General features: G+C 69.2%; 15 protein-coding genes. 7 read left to right on the plus strand and 8 right to left on the minus strand.

Translation table 11 applies throughout. The features are described from left to right. Window positions 1-3: 3 nt before the first annotated feature. Window positions 4-327, plus strand: coding sequence for an integration host factor subunit beta (gene ihfB / locus ACO1BU_RS11310; RefSeq protein WP_424136046.1), 324 nt, complete (start codon window positions 4-6; stop codon window positions 325-327). Window positions 328-447: 120 nt separating this feature from the next. Continuing rightward, window positions 448-813 carry a LapA family protein gene (locus ACO1BU_RS11315; protein ID WP_424136047.1) on the plus strand — a complete coding sequence of 122 codons (366 nt, stop codon included), beginning with the start codon at window positions 448-450 and terminating at the stop codon, window positions 811-813. Window positions 814-888: 75 nt separating this feature from the next. On the opposite strand, the gene add is transcribed toward ACO1BU_RS11315, so the two are convergent. Both add and ACO1BU_RS11325 read right to left on the minus strand, forming a co-directional pair. After that, window positions 889-1,980 (minus strand): adenosine deaminase, encoded by a 1,092-nt coding sequence (add, locus tag ACO1BU_RS11320; RefSeq protein WP_424136048.1) that lies wholly within the window; start codon window positions 1,978-1,980, stop codon window positions 889-891. Further along, a complete protein-coding gene (locus ACO1BU_RS11325) occupies window positions 1,980-3,557 on the minus strand; it encodes an ABC transporter substrate-binding protein (RefSeq protein ID WP_424136049.1) in 1,578 nt (525 codons plus the stop codon). Before ACO1BU_RS11325 ends, add begins: the two co-directional genes overlap by 1 nt. Window positions 3,558-3,656: 99 nt before the next feature. Here ACO1BU_RS11325 and ACO1BU_RS11330 point away from each other — a divergent pair, with 99 nt between their 5' ends. Genes ACO1BU_RS11330 through ACO1BU_RS11350 form a run of 5 tightly spaced genes read left to right on the plus strand, consistent with a single transcriptional unit; the run spans window position 3,657 to window position 7,552 of the window. Beyond that, entirely contained in the window at window positions 3,657-5,084 is a 1,428-nt protein-coding gene (locus ACO1BU_RS11330; protein ID WP_424136050.1) for a LutB/LldF family L-lactate oxidation iron-sulfur protein, read from the plus strand. Beyond that, complete coding sequence (locus ACO1BU_RS11335) at window positions 5,081-5,884, plus strand: LutC/YkgG family protein (protein WP_424136051.1); 804 nt, start codon at window positions 5,081-5,083, stop codon at window positions 5,882-5,884. Before ACO1BU_RS11330 ends, ACO1BU_RS11335 begins: the two co-directional genes overlap by 4 nt. Before the next feature lies 1 nt (window position 5,885). Then, window positions 5,886-6,425, plus strand: coding sequence for a Smr/MutS family protein (locus tag ACO1BU_RS11340; protein WP_424136052.1), 540 nt, complete (start codon window positions 5,886-5,888; stop codon window positions 6,423-6,425). Window positions 6,426-6,477: 52 nt separating this feature from the next. Then, window positions 6,478-6,849, plus strand: a complete 372-nt coding sequence (locus tag ACO1BU_RS11345; RefSeq protein ID WP_424136053.1) for a helix-turn-helix domain-containing protein — start codon at window positions 6,478-6,480, stop codon at window positions 6,847-6,849. Further along, window positions 6,833-7,552, plus strand: a complete 720-nt coding sequence (locus ACO1BU_RS11350; protein ID WP_424136054.1) for a hypothetical protein — start codon at window positions 6,833-6,835, stop codon at window positions 7,550-7,552. The genes ACO1BU_RS11345 and ACO1BU_RS11350 overlap by 17 nt, the downstream gene beginning before the upstream one ends. 70 nt (window positions 7,553-7,622) lie before the next feature. On the opposite strand, the gene ACO1BU_RS11355 is transcribed toward ACO1BU_RS11350, so the two are convergent. From ACO1BU_RS11355 to ACO1BU_RS11380, 6 genes are all read right to left on the minus strand, one after another. Beyond that, the gene (locus ACO1BU_RS11355; RefSeq protein ID WP_424136055.1) at window positions 7,623-9,287 is read right to left on the minus strand and encodes a pectate lyase family protein; all 1,665 of its coding nucleotides are present in this window, start codon (window positions 9,285-9,287) and stop codon (window positions 7,623-7,625) included. A gap of 395 nt (window positions 9,288-9,682) precedes the next feature. Further along, a complete protein-coding gene (locus ACO1BU_RS11360; protein ID WP_424136056.1) occupies window positions 9,683-11,128 on the minus strand; it encodes a hypothetical protein in 1,446 nt (481 codons plus the stop codon). Between the two features lie 13 nt (window positions 11,129-11,141). Continuing rightward, the gene (locus ACO1BU_RS11365) at window positions 11,142-12,119 is read right to left on the minus strand and encodes a DUF6384 family protein (RefSeq protein WP_424136057.1); all 978 of its coding nucleotides are present in this window, start codon (window positions 12,117-12,119) and stop codon (window positions 11,142-11,144) included. Next, window positions 12,109-13,308: a hypothetical protein gene (locus tag ACO1BU_RS11370; protein ID WP_424136058.1), complete on the minus strand. Its 1,200-nt coding sequence runs from the start codon at window positions 13,306-13,308 to the stop codon at window positions 12,109-12,111. The genes ACO1BU_RS11365 and ACO1BU_RS11370 overlap by 11 nt, the downstream gene beginning before the upstream one ends. Window positions 13,309-13,411: 103 nt before the next feature. After that, entirely contained in the window at window positions 13,412-15,064 is a 1,653-nt protein-coding gene (locus ACO1BU_RS11375; RefSeq protein ID WP_424136059.1) for a Na/Pi cotransporter family protein, read from the minus strand. A 166-nt stretch (window positions 15,065-15,230) separates the two neighbouring features. Continuing rightward, a complete protein-coding gene (locus ACO1BU_RS11380) occupies window positions 15,231-16,172 on the minus strand; it encodes a LysR substrate-binding domain-containing protein (protein WP_424136060.1) in 942 nt (313 codons plus the stop codon). Between the last annotated feature and the right edge of the window lie 7 nt (window positions 16,173-16,179).

Below are 16,179 nucleotides of genomic sequence, written 5' to 3' on the forward strand. Positions count from 1 at the left end.
CGGATGACGAAGTCGGAACTCATCGCGGCCCTCGCGGCGGCCAACCCGCATCTGCGCCAGCCCGACGTGGAACTGATCGTGGCCACGATCTTCGAGGAGATCACGGCGGCGCTCGCGCGCGGGGACCGGGTGGAGTTGCGCGGCTTCGGCGCTTTCTCCGCCAAGAAGCGCGATGCCCGCACCGGGCGCAACCCGCGTACCGGCGAGTCCGTTGCGGTGTCCGGCAAGGCCGTCCCCTATTTCAAGCCCGGCAAGGAGCTGCGGGAGCGGGTGAATGGCGGCCCGCTGCAGCAATCGCGCCGGTCCACCGCGGCGGCGGAGAGCTGACATCCGCGGCATGGCCGGCGAACAGGCCTTCGCCGGCCATGCCTCGGCTTCCTGTTTGGTCGCGCGCCTCACGCCTTCGGGGGTTCCACCCCGCGCGATCGCGTTCTAGGAGTTTCGCCCATGTGGCGCTGGTTGCTGATCGGGCCCCTGCTGCTCGTGCTGATCCTGTTCGCGGTGTCGAACATGCAGCCGGTCTCGGTGGCATTCTGGCCCTTCGACCTTACCTGGCAGACGCCCCTGGCGCTTGCCGTCCTGCTGATTTCGGCCCTCGCCTTCCTGCTGGGCGCCTTCGTGTCCTGGGCTGCCGGTGCGCCGGCGCGGCGCCGGGCCCGGGCTCGCATCCGGGCCGGTGAAGCCGCGCAAGCCGAACTGAACCGGCTGCGCGCGCAGGAGGCCAAGCGCGTCGAGGCCGAGACGATCGCGCGGGATCAGGCCATGTACTCGGGCACGGGAAGCCGGGCCGTGCGGGTCATCGCCCAGAGCTGATTGCCCAAAGCCAGGCGCCAGGACGCGTGAACCGATCATGAGGACCCCGGGGCCCGCAGGCCCCGTGGCGCTTCGTCAGCCCCAGGCCGGACGTGGTCTTTCGATTGCCAGATCCAGCATGCGGTCGAAGGGGTCCAGGGCCGGCTCCAGCCGGTCCAGCGCCGCCTCGAATTCCGCGCGCAGAGCTGATTTCCGGTGCTCCGGCAGCCAGCTCGCCTCCAGCCCGGCCAGGCTGAGCCTGCGCGCATCGGCAAGGCCCCATCCTGTCTGGTTGAACACCTGCCGCCAGGAATGGCCTATGGTGGTACCGAACATGGTCGGGTCATCGGTGCCCAGCACGATGTTCAGCCCGGCCTCGTACATCCGCCGGATGCGCTCGATCCGCGGGATGCGGTTCGGCAGGATGGAAGACCAGCAGGCCATGGTGAAGGGCGTGCCCTCACGCGCCATGCGCTCCACGATCGCGGGATTGGCCAGCATGTTGTAGCCGTGGTCCAGCCGGTCGCAGCCCAGTGCATCGCGGCAATGGGTGATATGGGCCGGCGGGCCTTCGAACAGGGTCTGGTTGTCTTCGCAGACATGGGCGGTGCGGCGCAGGCCCATGCGGCCCGCGCGGCGCCAGGCCTCTACCCAGACCAGCGGCGGCCCGGCGCGCTCCGCCCCGTCCAGCCCGATGCCGACCACGCGCGGATGCGGATGGGCCTGCATCCAGTCCAGCATCTGCAGGGATTCGCTGGGCAGGCAGACGCTGCGGTCGATGCAGGCGATCATCAGGGAGGAAACGCCAAAATCCCGCTCCGCCCGCTCCAGCCCCGCCGCCAGCCCGTCCACGATCAGCGGATAGGTGGCGCCGTTCGGCGTGTAGTAATGCGGGTTGAAGAAGATCTCGACATGCCGGGCATTGCCGTGGCGGTGCATGTCCTCGATGCACTCATAGGCCACGCGCTCGAAATCCTCCCGCCGCTTCACGGCCAGGGCGCCGAGGCGGAGGACTTCGAGGAAGCCATAGAAATCAGGCCATTGGTAAAGGGTCTCGGCCGGGCGCGGCAGGCGCACGCCATTGGCGGCCGCGATCTCGTGCAGCGTGGTGGCGCGCATCGCGCCGGCGATGTGGCAGTGCAACTCGACCTTGGGGACAAGGTCGAGCCAATCGGAGAAGTTCAGCATCAGCGGCCCCGGCGGATGTTCCAGAGGAACATGGCGGGACCCATGGGAACATCCGCGAGTTCCGAACGCCAGGCGGAAGCGGCAACGAACTGGCCGAGCGGCATGTAGAAGGCCTGCTCCGCCGCACGGGCATGGATCTTCTCCGCCAGCCGCTTGCGCTCGGCCTCGGTGGAGGCAGCGGCGAAGGCGGCGCGGTCCGCCTGTACCTGTTCATCCTTCGGCCAGCCGGCGAAGCCGCCCGGGGCGCCCGCGGCTTCCATGTAGGAGTTCTGCAGCGGGGTCTGCATATCCGGCACGGTGGCGGTGGTGTGGAAGACGTTCCAGCCCTCCGGCCGGGCGCGGCGGCCAAAGAAGGTGTTCAGGTCCATGCTCTGCAGATCGACCTTGAAGCCGAGCTTCGTCAGCAGGTCCTGGGTGACGAGGCCCAGCACCGCGATGCCCGGGGCATCGGCGGGGTGGATGATGACCACAGGCTGGGAAAGGTCCACGCCGCTCTCCCGCAGCAGGCGCCGCGCCCCCTCCAGGTCCGGCTTCAGGGGCATGCCGGCGGTGGTCTCGTATGGCGTGCCGCAGCCGAGCATGGAGCGGCATTCCCGCCCATATTCCGGCAGGCCGGCCACGCCCGGCAGATAGTCGGCCTGGTCCACCGCCATCATCACGGCCCGGCGGGCCTGGAGGTTGTTGAAGGGCGGCAGCAGGTGATTGAAGCGCAGGATGCCCTGGTAGCCGAAGGGCGAGACGACCTGCACCTTCACATCGCGGTTGCGCTGCAGGATCGGCAGCACATCGGCGGGCAGGCGCTCCAGATAGTCCACCTCCCCCGTGGAAAGGGCGCTGACCTGGCTGGAAACATCGGGCATGGCGATCAGCTCGACGCGCTCGAAGGTCGGGCGCTTACCCCCCGAGGCCCAGACGGCGGGCTCGGGGCGCGGCCTGTAGCCCTCATGCCGCACCAGCACGATCCGGTCGCCCGGCCGGTACTCGGCGGCGGCGAACTTATAGGGGCCGGAGCCGATGGGCTCGGTCACTGGCCGGTTCGGCGGCGTCTCGGCCAGGCGCTTCGGCATGATCATCGGCACCATGGCGCCGGGCTTGGCCAGGGCCTGGAGGACAAGGCCGAAGGGCTGCTTCAGCTTGATGCGGACGGTGCGCGCATCCGGGGCGTCCAGCACCTCGGTGGCGCGCAGCATGACGCTGCCCAGGGCGTCCCGCTGGCCCCAGCGGCGCAGGCTTGCGGCGCAGTCCTCGGCCGTCACCGGGGTGCCGTCATGGAAGGTCAGCCCGTCCCGCAGGAAGAAGCGCCACTCCATTCCATCCGGGCTGGCCTCCCAGCGCTCGGCCATCTGGGGCCGGGGCTCCCACTTGTCGTTCACCGCCAGCAGCGTGTCGTAGACGAGGTAGGAGAAGTCCCGCGTCGTGAAGCTGGTGGTGAAATGCGGATCCAGGATGGTGGTCAGGGTCTCCGGCACGACGCGGAGCGTGGCGGCGCGGGAGGCCGTCTGGGCACGGGCCAGGCAGGGCAGAAGGGCAGGGGCCGCAAGAAGGGCGGTGGCGGCGAGCAGCGAACGGCGATGCATGCGGGTCTCGGGAACCAGGGGTGGTGGCGTTAACAAGCAAATTTCACGCCGCATAGCCCGGCCATTCCGTGGGGCGGTCCGGCGCGCTAGATAAGGGGCATGGTCGCGCTCACCTCCCCCGACTTCAAGCGGCGTGCCGCCCGCGCGCTGGCCGATCCGAACCTGCAGCGAGCCCTGAAAAAGGGCGGCTCCGGCTTCCACTCCAAGCGCGCCCAGGCGGTTGCGGCGCTGCCGGAATTCGAGCGCCTGCGGGAGATCGGGCGCGACATCAAGAATCACGCCCTGGCGAACCTGGATCATTACCTCGAAGTGTTTGAGGCGAATGTCCGGGCGAATGGCGGCCAGGTCCACTGGTGCCGCGATGCCGCCGAGGCGCGGGCCGTGGTGCTGAAGATCTGCCGCGATGCGGATGCCCGCACGGTCACCAAGGGCAAGTCCATGATCTCCGAGGAGATCGGGCTGAACGAGCATCTGGAGGCCAATGGCATCACCCCGGTCGAGACCGACCTGGGCGAATACATCCTCCAGCTCGTGCATGAGCCGCCTTCCCATATCATCGCGCCGGCCTTCCACCTGAACCGGGAGGATTGGGAGCAGCGCTTCCGCGCCGCCCATACCGACCTGCCGAAGGACCGGGTGTTCCATGAGCGGCGGGACATCATGGTGGAGGCGCGGCAGAAGCTGCGGCAGCGCTTCCTGGCCGCCGATGTCGGCATCACCGGCGCCAACTTCCTGATCGCGGAGACGGGCTCCTCCGTCATCGTGACGAATGAGGGCAATGGCGACCTGACGCAGACGCTGCCGCGCGTGCATATCGCGCTGGCCAGCATCGAGAAGGTGGTGCCCACGCTGGAGGACTGCACCAGCCTGCTGCGCCTGCTGGCGCGCAGCGCCACGGGCCAGGACCTGTCGGTCTACACGACCTTCTCGACCGGCGTGCGGCGGGCGAACGACCTGGACGGGCCGGAAGAGTACCATGTTGTCCTGATCGACAACGGCCGCTCCAACATGATCGGCACGGATTTCCACGAGATGCTGCGTTGCATCCGCTGCGCGGCCTGCATGAACCACTGCCCGGTCTATGGCGTCACGGGCGGGCACGCCTATGGCTGGGTCTATCCGGGGCCGATGGGATCGGTGCTGACGCCCTCCCTCGTCGGCCTGGACAAGTCGGGGCACCTGCCCAACGCCTCCACCTTCTGCGGGCGCTGCGAGAGCGTGTGCCCCGTGAAGATCCCGCTGCCGAAGATGATGCGGCACTGGCGGGAAAGGGAGTTCGAGCGCCATCTGACGCCCTCCACCTTCCGCACCGGGCTGGGCGTCTGGGCCTGGTTCGCCAAGCGGCCGGGCTGGTATCGCGCGGCGTCGCGCATCGGGATGGGCGCGCTGGCGCTGCTCGGGCGCGGCAAGGGACGGTTCCGCAGCCTGCCCCTGGCAGGCGGCTGGACCACAGGGCGCGACCTGCCGGCGCCGGAAGCCGGGGGAACCTTCATGGCGCGGTACACCGCGACGCAGAGGCGGCGATGAGCAGCCCCGGAAGCAGCAAGGACGCCATCCTCGGCGCCATCCGGCGTGGCCTGAAGCGCGGCCCCTTGCCGGCGGACCAGCGCGCGATGCTCGATGGCCGGCTGGCCACGCATCCCCGGCAGCTCATCCCCGCGCGCTCCCGCGTGTCGCGCCCGGAGCAGATTGCGCTGTTCGTAAAGAACGTGGAGAAGGAGTTCGGCACCATCGAACGTGTGCCGGATGCCGCCTCCGTGCCCGCCGCCGTGGCGGATTACCTGGCCGCGCAGAACCTGGAGCCGCGCTTCGTCATGGCGCCGCATCCCGAGCTGACGGAACTACCCTGGTCCGATCGGCCAATGTTGCAATTCGAGACGCGGCGCGCGCGGGAGGATGATGCGGTTTCCGTGCAGCATGTCTGGGCGGCCGTGGCCGAGACGGGAACGCTGCTTTTCCCGTCTGACCCCACCCGTCCGACCACGCTGAACCTGCTGCCGGAGACGGAGATCGCCGTCATCCGCGCCTCCGCAATTGTGGGCGCCTATGAGGAAGCCTGGGACCGGCTGCGGGCGGAGCGCGCCGGGGCGGAACCCTCTGGCGGCTTCATGCCGCGCAACATCATGTTCGTGACGGGTCCCTCGCGCTCGGCCGATATCGAGCAGACGCTGGAACTGGGTGCGCACGGCCCGCGCCGCCTGCATGTGGTGCTGGTGGAGGATGATCCCGCCGCAAGCACGACCCTCTCCGAGATCGCTGATCCGCGGCCGGAGGCAGCGCGCGAGCCCGTGGCCCGGCCAGGCGAGATCGCCAACCCGGCGGACTGACATGGCGCGCAGGCCCCGCCTCGTCTCGGCCTCCGAGCGGGCCCTGTGGCACGCCTATCTCTCGCTGAACGCGGTGCAGGCACTGCCGGGGCGCGACACGCCGCCCCCGCCGCCTCCGCCCAGCCCGGCGCCGGATCCCGTGCCGGCCCCCGCCGCGGCCCCGACCACGCCGCGCCCCAAGATACCGGCGCCCATCCAGCCCGTGGCCGTGGGTCAGCCCGGTGCCGGTCTCGACGAACGCCGCTGGCGTGACCTGCGGCGCGGCAAGACACGCCCCGAACGCACGCTGGACCTCCACGGCCGCCGCGCCGACGAAGCCCATAGCGCCACCATCGCCTTCCTCCGCAACGCCCATGCGGATGGCGTGCGCTGCGTCGCCATCGTCACCGGCAAGGGTAGCGGCGAGGGCGGCATTCTCCGCCGCGAGCTGCCCCACTGGCTGAACCTGCCTGCCGTGCGCTCGCTGATCCTCGGCGCCGCACATCCGCACCGCGCCAACACCGGCGCCGTTCATCTGCTTCTGCGGCGGCGGAAGGGATGATGGTGCGGCGTCTGCTGCCGCGGGAAGGCAGCGGGGCCATCGGGGCAACCCCATGACCCCCTTCGGCGCGCGGCTGCGGCAGTGGCGGGCGGAGCGGGGTGTGACGCTGGCTGAGATGGCGGCGGCGATGCAGGTTTCCGCCGCTTATCTGTCAGCGCTGGAGCACGGGCGACGGGGGGCGCCGTCGGTAGGGCTGGTGCATCAGGTCTGCGAGTATCTTGGGCTGATCTGGGACGATGCGGATGAGCTGACGCGGCTCGCCCAGCTCTCGCGCCCACGGGTGGTGCTGGACACGGCGGGACTTTCGCCTGAGGTGACAGAGCTGGCCAACCGGCTGGCGGATTCGATCCGCACGCTGCCGCCGGAGGTGGTGCAGGAGCTGCGTGCAGTGCTTGAAAGGGGGATGCGTGGCCGAGGAGGATAAGACCTATCAGGCGATCCTGGAACGGCATGAGCGAATGCTGGGCAATGTGCCCTATGTCCATCTCGTGCGGGAGGACGCGCAGGCGCCGCGGCGTCTGCTGGTGACCATGGCGACGCATAAGAGTGGCGAGCGCTATGCGGCGCTGGAGACGGTGGTGCATAACTGGACGGGCGACGTGCTGGCGCTGCGCGATCCACAGAACAGCTACTACCTGCAGCAGGATGCCGGCGCGGCCTATGACGCGGTGGTGGATGCGGTCTGCGCCGATTATGCGCCAGCCGATATCGTGTTCTTCGGATCGTCAATGGCTGGCTACGCGGCCCTGCGCTGGGCGCTTCAGCGGGATGCCAACGCAGTGGTCAACAACCCGCAGGTCAACCTGGACGCGGCAGCGCGGCTGGGCTGGCCGGAGCTGCGGGCGAACATCCTGCGTATCCCCATCCGTGTGAACCTGGACGAGATGGCGCATGGAGAACGGTCCTGCTCCATCGCCTGGCTGCACGGGCGGCATGCGATGGATGTGGATGCGCTGCAGCGCTTCATGGTGATGTGGCTGGACATGCCGGGGATGACGCTGAACCTGCAGCAGCACCCTGAGGCGTCGCATCGCTACCTGATCAACAACAAGCGCCATTTCTTCGCACTGGTGGAAGGCGTGCTGGCGGAACGGGCGATGCGGGAGAGGACCGAGCGGCTGCGTTAGGGCGGCCGGGGCCTTTTTGGCCGGGATGAAGGATGGAGGGGCGCGGAAGCTCCGCGCCCCTCCATTGTGCTCAGAGGGCGAAGTCGCTCGCCGCAAGCTCCGGACGGCCCGTCAGGGCGATCTGGAAGTCCGCCGAGCCATCGCCGTCCACATCGCCCTCGACGAGGGAGTGTTCGCCCTCGGCAACGACATGCAGCTCGCCCGCATGGCCACCGAAGTCCTCGCCGCCGATGAAGGTGAAGCCCTGATCGCCGCTCTCGTTCGACTGAGCATCGATCGCGCCGAGATCGATGCTGTCCCGCGAACCGAAATCGGTGATCACGTCGTGGGAGTTGTCCGGTGCGCTGTCCTCAATGCTGGTGAAGACGAAGCGGTCATGCCCGTCCCCGCCGGTAAGGGTGTCGGCGTCCAGCCCGCCCGTCAGCACGTCGTTGCCCGTGCCTCCGGCCAGCGTATCCTTGCCTTCCTCGCCGGACAGGGTGTCGGTGTTCGTGCCGCCGGACAGATTGTCATCGCCAGCGCCGCCGGAGATCGTGTCCTTGCCGCCGAGGCCATCGATGGTGTCCGCGTCGGAGGTGCCGACCAGATCATCCGCACGCGAAGTCGCCGCGATGGTCAATGCCTCAAGGCCACCCGCCACGGTGTCCGTGCCGGACGAGGACTCGCCATCGGACGAGATGACATCGCTGCCGGACGAGGCCTGCTCGTCGCCCGAGGTGGTGTCCGTGCCGGCCGAGGAGGTGCCCTCCGACGAATTGTCTTCCGTGGCCGTGACAACGGTGCCGGTGGTGCTCTCCGGCACGTCGAGCTTGCCTACGCCCGCATGGGCCAGGACATAGGACTTCACCGAGGAGGTGTCGTCCAGCTTGTAGTCATAGGGCGCGGTGAAGCTGGAGGTGGACTGGCCGTCCTGGGCGCTGGCCTCGCCACTGCCCACGTCACCCCAGCTGACATTGGTGAACTCGTTGCCGCTGAGGTTCCAGTAGCCGACCTTGTCGCTGTCGATGCTGACAATCGGGTTCTTCACGTTCTCGAACACGTTGTTCTCGACGAGTGCCTCGGCGCCCATGCGGATGTTCACCGCGGATTCCGACACGTCCTTGTAGTAGTTGTCGTAGACGTGGACCTCGCCGTCGCGGACCAGCGGCGCGCGCGAGCCGATGTTATTGAAGATGTTGTGGTCGTAGGTAACGTAACGGCCACCCTCGTCGCCGTCGGTGTAGCCGTTCAGCGAGACCTTGTGGTGGTCGTGGAAGTTATTGTTCGAGATGGTAACGTATTCCACCCCACGCTTGGTATCGACCGCCCCGTCATAGTAATCCTTGCCGACGGACATCGAGCTGTAGAACTCGTTGTGGTCGATCCAGATATTGTGGGCGCCGCCCTCCATCCCGATCGCATCCTTGGGCCCGCTGTTCACATCGTGAATCGACAGGTTCTGGAAGATCAGGTTGGACGAGCCGCCCTTCACCTGGAAGCCAATCCCGTCGAACTCCGCGCCGCCACCGGCGCCGATGATCGAGACGTTATGGACATTGTCCAGGGAGATGGCGTCAGCACCGGTGTTGGAAGTCGTGATTTCGCCGTCAACGAGGACGGTCAGCGGCTGAGAGCCGGCATTCGCGATCGCGTCGATCAGTTCTTTGCCCGTTGAGACCGTCACAGTGGTCCCGCCAGCGCCACCAGTGGTGCCGCCATTCATTGAAGCAAAGCCGTGTGCTACATTATCGGCCATAAATAACTTTTCCTGAAGATTACTTTGGCTGACCGGAGACGCATCGGTCGCGGTGGTGTTATCGGCCGAGATGAAACTCCAGCAAGATTGAGACGTACTTACCCGGCAGTTTCGGTGCACTTCGCAGGTGCAGCATAGCGCAGCACCAGGTTCAGAAGAAAATAATCCTCGATTCTGTTCCGCCTTACAAATAAGCGACGGTGTTGCAGTATCCCTGCAACAGGTTGGGACCCTTAAAAGCGCGGACCAAACAGCGGAATGCCGGGCTGCGTCAGGCCTTTTCCCGAGGTCGCCCTCCATCGCCAGGACAGCGGCCCGAAGGTCTGCCCCAAGAAGGCGTCACTCCTGTCCAGCGACAGCCTTGCCCGCAGCCCTGTCGCGAGCCATGGTCCGTGTCAGAAGGATCCACCGGTCCGAAAGCCGTCTCCGCCTCCGCCGCCAAAGCTGCCGCCGGTCTCGAAGCCGCCCCCGCCGAAGCTTCCGCCGGTCCCGCCGCTCCAGCCACCATCCCAGCCCCCGCCATTCCAGCTGCCGCCGGACGGGTCTCCCCAAGGCCCGCCGCCCCAGGGGCCGCCGGGGAGCCGGTGCTGCTCCAACCGGTCCCAGAAGCCGCCACGGCTGAGCCCGCCGCCCAGAACCTGGCCGAGCAGCATCCCGAGCAGGGCGCCATCGGCGAAGTTCCAGTGGCTGCCCCCATAGCCCCGCTCGCGCATCTCCTGGCGCAGGGTCAGCAATTGCTGCACCCGGTCTCGGGCTGTCTGCGCTTCTGCGCGGCGCTGGGCGATCTGCCGTTCCAACTCGGCGCGCTCGGTGCCCGCATGCGCCATGCGGGCGACGATGGCATCGTCCTGCACCATCGGGGTGCGTGCGGCGGATTCGCGCAGGCTGCGAATACTTTCCTGTGAAAGCGCCGCTTCCAGCATCGCCGTCGCCTCAAGGGCACCAGCGCTCTCATCCGCCAGGGCGGCGCGGCGGCGTTCGGTTTCGTCCAGCGCGGCATGGGCGGCATGAAGCGCATCCTCCGCGCCTTCGAGCGCCGCACGCACCGCCGCGAGATCGCCGTCCGGCGCCGCCGTGACGACCCGCCGCTCATAGGCGGCCAGCGCCGTCGCACGCTCGGCAGCCTGTTCGCGCATCCGCTTGGCATGGCCCTCCAGCCGGTCCGGCAATTCGGTCAGGGAGGCGAAGGACCGGCGGGCCGGCTCGTAACGCACGACGCGGGCGACGAAGCCGTCGAGCAGCCGCGTGAGCGGCCCGGCGCGATAGCCCGCGGTGCCGTAGCTGCGGTTCCACAAATAGGCGAAGAGCGGATCGTCCAGATAGGGCCGCCCCTTCGTCTCGCGGTCGCGGCGCGCGAACTCGGCCTTCTGGGTGGCATGCTGGGCGACGCGCGCCGCCTCGGCGGCCTGGTCGCGCAGGCGGGTCCATTCCGGATCGGCCTTCAGCTTCTCCTGCGCCGCCGCCCTGGCCTGGGCCGCCGCCGCCTCGGCTTCCTGAAGCCGGCGGGCTTCCCGGTCACGTGTCTCGGTCGCCTCCTGCAGCACGCGGCGCCGCTCGGCGAGTTCGGCCTCCGCCTCGGCCGCGGCGCGGGAGCGCTCCTCCAGCAGCGCATGTGCCTTGGCGGTGGCCGCATCCAGTTGCCGCACCACCGCGCCACCGTCCTTGCCGAGCATGTCGAGGCGCAGCCGGGCGAGCTCGCGCAGGGCCCGCGCCTCCGCGCTGCGCCGCGCCTCGATTTGCGCTGCGAGCCGGTCCACCTCCGCCTGCGCGGCGGCAGCCTCCCGCTCCGCGCGCGCGAGGCGCTCATCGAAGCTCTGCAGCAGTTCCGATCCGTTCAGCACGGCGGCGCCTCTCCTACCATTGCAGGATGGCCCCGCCGGTGCTGCGGATGGTCCATTCCGGCCCCAGCGCGCCGGCGCGCTTCCGGCCCACCACCGGATCCTGGATCACTCCGTCCGCCATCTTGTCCTGGCGCACGCGCTCATACGCCTCTGGCGTGACATGCAGCCCCCAGCGCGACACCGTGGCGGTCCGTCCATCCTCCTCGGAGGTGACCGGCACCTCCACGGGACGGCCATCCGGGTCCACCGCTTCCACGATCAGGTAGAAGTTGCGCCCTCGCGGATTGCCCCGCGGCACACGCCAGATGCCAGATGGCTCGCCGGGGCGGGAGACGATGCGAACCGTATATTCCTGCGCCAGTTGCTGCCGCATCCCCCGCAGCCGCGCGAGCCGGTCTCGCGCATCATCCAGCGCACCGGCCCGGGCCGCAGCCTCGCCCTCTGAAACCAGGCGGTCCGCCTGGCCGAGGATCTCCGGCGCCTGCGTCGTCGCGGCAACACGCCCGCGCTCGGCGCGCAGCGCGGTGGGAATGCCGGTGCTCAGCTCTTCCTGCTGGGCAACACGCGCGCGCTCCGCCGGCAGCTGCACGCCGAACCACCAACCGCCACCAAGCAGCAGCACCGCGCCCAGTGTGAAGAGCAGGGTGCGCCCCCAGCGTGCGCGCGTGACCCAGAGCGTGGCGAGGCTGCGCGAGAAGGAGGGCGGCGTCGGGCGGTAGACGAAGCGCTGCTCTTCCAGCGCCGCCACGCCCTCCTCCAGGATGCGGTCGGGAACCTCGATCCCCTGGGTGGCGTAGATCTCGCGCAGGCGCCGCTTCAGCTGCTCCCGGCGCGCGTCGCCCTGCAACTCGCGCTCCACCAGGCGCTCGGCATGGCGGAGCGTGTCCACCACATCCATCGCCAGCATCGTCTCGTCGAGCGGGGCTGGCGTGGGTGCGGGATTGAGCGGCTTCCCGGCGGCCGGGACCGAGGCGGCGGCCTCAGATGGCATTCGCGGGCAGCGCCGTGCCTTCCCGCGCCAGCCGCGCGAGGCGGCGCTTCGCCTCCTCGACCGCGCGGCTGATCTCCTGGCTGTTCGCCGTGGCCTCGCGGCGCATCTCCTCGATGATCTCGCGCGAGCGCTCCTGATAGGAGACCACGGAATCCACCAGGCGCTTCACCGCCTCCGCCCGGATGGTCGGGCCATAGCCGGCGCGGATCGCGTCCTCCTGCACCTTGCCGCCGATATCCGCCAGCACCTCCAGGCTCTGGTTCACGCCCGCCTTCATGTTCTCCAGCGTGCGCGTGCTTTCATTCAGCCCGTGCATGCCGGTGAAGGTGGCGGTCAGCGCGGTCAGCACGGATTCATTCGTGGAGAAAAAGGCGACCGATTGCTGCCAGACCCGCTCCTTGGCGCTCGTGGTCTGCACCAGCCGGGCCATGATGACCTCGGAGGTGTTATAGGAGACGGTGAGGTTGTCCGAGAGGTCCTTGGCAACCTGGTAGATGCCCTCCTCCGTCTGCAGGGCGCGCAGTGCCTCGTCCCGCGCCAGTTCCAACCGGGCGCGCTCGGGCGGGGCGGCGGCGCTGGCGGCCTCCACGGTCTTGGAGGCCTCGTCCATGCGGATGCGCGCCGCTTCCAGCCGCGCCTGTGCCTTCTGCAGCACCTCATAGGCCATCACCTCGGCCTCCTTCAGCGCACCGCGGAAGTCGCGATAGGCCTCCAGGATCGCGTGCTCGCGCTCCACCTGATCCTTCGTGTCGCGGGAGACCTCGACATAGACGCGGCGGATGCGGTCGAAGCGGTCGGCAATGTCGCCGCGGGTGGCCTTCTGCCAGATGTTGGAAAGCCGCTCCATCGTGCTGATGCGGCCATCTTCGACCTGGCTGACCATGCTGCGCGCATCATCGCGAATGGAGTTGAAGGCGGCGGTGATCTCCTCGTAGCGCTGGCCGATCTCCACGGCTCGGATCTGCTCGCGCACCATTTCGTTGAAGGTCGTGGCCTGGACCAGCACGCGGGCGATCAGGGCGACCCGGTCCGGGTCCAGGTCGCTGACCTTCTGCAGCAGGCCCGTGATCGGGTTCTCCTCCGCCGAGCCGGGCGGCGGCAGCGGCAGGCCCATGTCGCGCAGGGCGGTCATGGCCTTGTCCAGGTAGCGCATGGGTTGAGCGACGGCGGTGCCGGTCACCTGCTGCATGGCATCAATCTCCTCGGCGCCTCCCGGGGTGGCCGCGCAGGAGGTGCGAGGCCATTAACTCCCACCCGGTCACCCAGTTCCATGGCCGGGCGCCCCGCCGGGCCTATGCCGCCGGGGCGGCGCGCAGGCGGCTGACGCGGAGCAGCCCCTCCCGCTCCAGCAGCGGGTGGGCGATGCCGGCCAGGTGGCCGGCGATTCCCTTCAGATCCCGCGTCACATCCAGGGCAAGCCGGGCCGTGGCGGCCGTCGCGTCATCGGCGCTGCGGCCCAGCCGGTCGGCCGCGATGCGCTCGGCCTGGCGCCAGGCCTCCTTCTCAATCACCAGTTGCCGCGCCGCCGCGGCATCGCCGCCCATGAAGACGGCCACGGCGAGGCGGAGCTGGGCGATGACGCGCTCATGCAGCGCAGCCAGCTCGTCAGCCAGGGCCTGGGGCAGCAGGGTGCCGCGGCGGGCGGCACGGGTGGCATGGCGGGCCAGCCCGCGCTCCACCATGTCGCCGATGTGTTCCAGCGCGATGGCAACGTCGCGGATCTCCTCCAGCCGTGTCGCCTCGGCCTGGGTCAGGGATTCGCGCGGCAGGGTGGCGATATAGGCGTGGACGGCGCGGTGCAGCCCATCCACCACGTCATCGCGGCGGGCGGTGGCCTTGGCGCGGTCGATATCGGCCCGGCGCAGCGCGGCGGCGGCGTCCCGCAGCATGGCCTCCACCTCATCCGCGATGCGCAGCACCTCGCGCGAGGCATTGGCCAGCGCCACCGCCGGGATCGCGACGGCCTCAGGATCCAGATAGCGCGGGGCGGAGGCGTCCGCCGCGGCCGGCGGCGCGGGCAGGAGCCGCGTGAGAAGGCGGCCGAGCGGGCCGAGAAGGGGCAGGGTCACGAGCGCGAGGATCAGGTTGAAGCCGAGATGCGCATTGGCGACCAGCCGCGCCGGATGGGGATCAAGGGCGCGCAGCGCCTCGGTCGCCGGGCCGAGCAGGGCGAGGGCGAGGATGGCCCCGGCGAGGCGGTTCACCAGATTGCCGATCGGCATGCGCTGGCGCGACAGGTCCCGCACCTCGCCGCGCGTGGCGAGCACCGGGGTAATGGCGCTGCCGAGATTGGCGCCCAGCACCATCGCGACCGCCGCCTGCGGGCCGAGTACCCCGGCCCCGGCCAGGGACCCGACCAGAAGCACGGCGGCGACGGAGGAGTGCATGGCCCAGGCGAGCACGGCGGCGGCCACCAGGTTCAGCAGCGGCGAGCCCTCCAGCAGATGCAGCACCTCCCGGAAGGCCGGAGAGGTCTGGAGCGGGGCCATGCTCTCCAGCATCAGATGCAGGGCCGCGAGCATGAGCCCAAGCCCCATCACCGCGCGCCCGGTCTCCCTCTGGCGGGTGGCGGGGCGGCGATAGGCGGCCCAGCCGATCAGCATCAGCGCCGGGAAGACGGCGCGGACATCAAAGGAGAGAAGCTGGACAATAAGGGCTGTGCCGACATTGGCGCCGAGCATGGCCGCCAGCGCCGGTTCCAGCCCCAGCGCGCCCTGGGCCGCCAGCCCACCCACCATCAGCGCGGCTGCGGTGCTGCTCTGCAGGGCGGCGGTGACGCCGAGCCCGGCCAGGAAGGCCCGTAGGCGGGAGCCGAGGGCGACGCCGACAACGCGCCGGAGATTGGCGCCGAAGGCCCGCTCCACCCCCCGCTGCACAAGGTGCAGCCCGAAGAGAAGAAGCGCCGCCTCTCCCGCCAACTCGATCAGCAACCGCAATGCGTCCAACGTGTCCTCCGCCTCTTCATGTCATCTAAGCGTCACAGATGGGGAATTGCACGCTCGATGTGGAAGGGCGGTCATTCTCCCTTGGCAGGTTCAAACTTCGCTGGACGGGAAAAAGACGGGGAAGGGGGTTCCTCCGCCGGCATCGCAGCCAGGCTGCGCGGCAGGATCAAAGCCCGGCGGCATCCAGGCGCCGGGTTCCCGGCGGGCTGGTGCTGCGCAGGAATGCCGCCAGTTCGCGAAAGGCCGGTGCCCGCATATCGGCACGACGCCATGCGAGGCCGATGGTCCGGCCGGCCTCCGCATCCGTCAGCTCACACACATGCACCAGCCGGTTCAGCTTCGCCCCTTCCCGTGTTGCCAGGAGCGGCAGAAGCGAGAGTCCCTCTCCGGCCGCAATCATGTGCCTGAGCATTTCCAGGCTGCTCGCGAAGCGGGCGTCGCGGCCGGGCGGCGCCATGGAGCAGAGCGAAAGGGCTTGGTCGCGCAGGCAATGCCCCTCTTCCAGCAGGAGCATGGCGTCGCCGGCCAGGTCGTCGAGGCAAAGCGCGGCACGCTCCGCGAGGGGATGCTGCGCCGGCAGCACCGCCCGAAAGGGCTCGAAGAAGATCGGCTCCTGGGCCAGTCCTTCAGCCCGCACCGGCAGGGCCACGAGCAACGCATCGAGTTCGCCGCTCAGCAGTGCGGTGACCAAGGCGGAGGTATGCCCCTCCTGCAACCGCAATTGCAGCCCGGGATAGCGCGACCGAAGCTCACCAAGCTGGTCCGGCAGGTAATAGGGCCCGAGGGTCGCGATCACGCCGAGCCGAAGCGGGCCGGCCAGCGGGTCAGACCGGCTGCGGGCCATTTCCAGCAGGATGCGGGCACTGCCGAGAACCTCCCTGGCCTGGCGCAGCAGCACCTCACCCTCCGGCGTGACGGAGACACGGCGCGTGGTCCGCTCGAACAGCGCGACGCCGAGCAGACTCTCCAGTTTGCGAAGCTGCTCGGACAGGCCAGCTTGGCTTACGCCGCACCGTTCCGCGGCACGGCCGAAATGGCCGAGTTCGGCGACCGTCACCGCATATTGGAGATCCCGGAGCGAGAGGCCGGCGAGTGACTGCGGCTGCATATTTAAA

The sequence above is a fragment of the Roseomonas chloroacetimidivorans genome, assembly GCF_049629625.1.
Taxonomy (GTDB): Bacteria; Pseudomonadota; Alphaproteobacteria; order Acetobacterales; family Acetobacteraceae; genus Roseomonas; species Roseomonas chloroacetimidivorans.

Coding starts and splice junctions, on each gene's coding strand:
- ACO1BU_RS11370 (WP_424136058.1), bottom strand. CDS start 13,308: ATGCAGCAGGTGACCGGCACCGCCGTCGCTCAACCCATGCGCTACCTG.
- ACO1BU_RS11335 (WP_424136051.1), top strand. CDS start 5,081: ATGAGCAGCCCCGGAAGCAGCAAGGACGCCATCCTCGGCGCCATCCGG.
- ACO1BU_RS11340 (WP_424136052.1), top strand. CDS start 5,886: ATGGCGCGCAGGCCCCGCCTCGTCTCGGCCTCCGAGCGGGCCCTGTGG.
- ACO1BU_RS11325 (WP_424136049.1), bottom strand. CDS start 3,557: ATGCATCGCCGTTCGCTGCTCGCCGCCACCGCCCTTCTTGCGGCCCCT.
- ACO1BU_RS11355 (WP_424136055.1), bottom strand. CDS start 9,287: ATGGCCGATAATGTAGCACACGGCTTTGCTTCAATGAATGGCGGCACC.
- ihfB (WP_424136046.1), top strand. CDS start 4: ATGACGAAGTCGGAACTCATCGCGGCCCTCGCGGCGGCCAACCCGCAT.
- ACO1BU_RS11315 (WP_424136047.1), top strand. CDS start 448: ATGTGGCGCTGGTTGCTGATCGGGCCCCTGCTGCTCGTGCTGATCCTG.
- ACO1BU_RS11365 (WP_424136057.1), bottom strand. CDS start 12,119: ATGCCATCTGAGGCCGCCGCCTCGGTCCCGGCCGCCGGGAAGCCGCTC.
- ACO1BU_RS11330 (WP_424136050.1), top strand. CDS start 3,657: ATGGTCGCGCTCACCTCCCCCGACTTCAAGCGGCGTGCCGCCCGCGCG.
- ACO1BU_RS11380 (WP_424136060.1), bottom strand. CDS start 16,172: ATGCAGCCGCAGTCACTCGCCGGCCTCTCGCTCCGGGATCTCCAATAT.
- add (WP_424136048.1), bottom strand. CDS start 1,980: ATGCTGAACTTCTCCGATTGGCTCGACCTTGTCCCCAAGGTCGAGTTG.
- ACO1BU_RS11345 (WP_424136053.1), top strand. CDS start 6,478: ATGACCCCCTTCGGCGCGCGGCTGCGGCAGTGGCGGGCGGAGCGGGGT.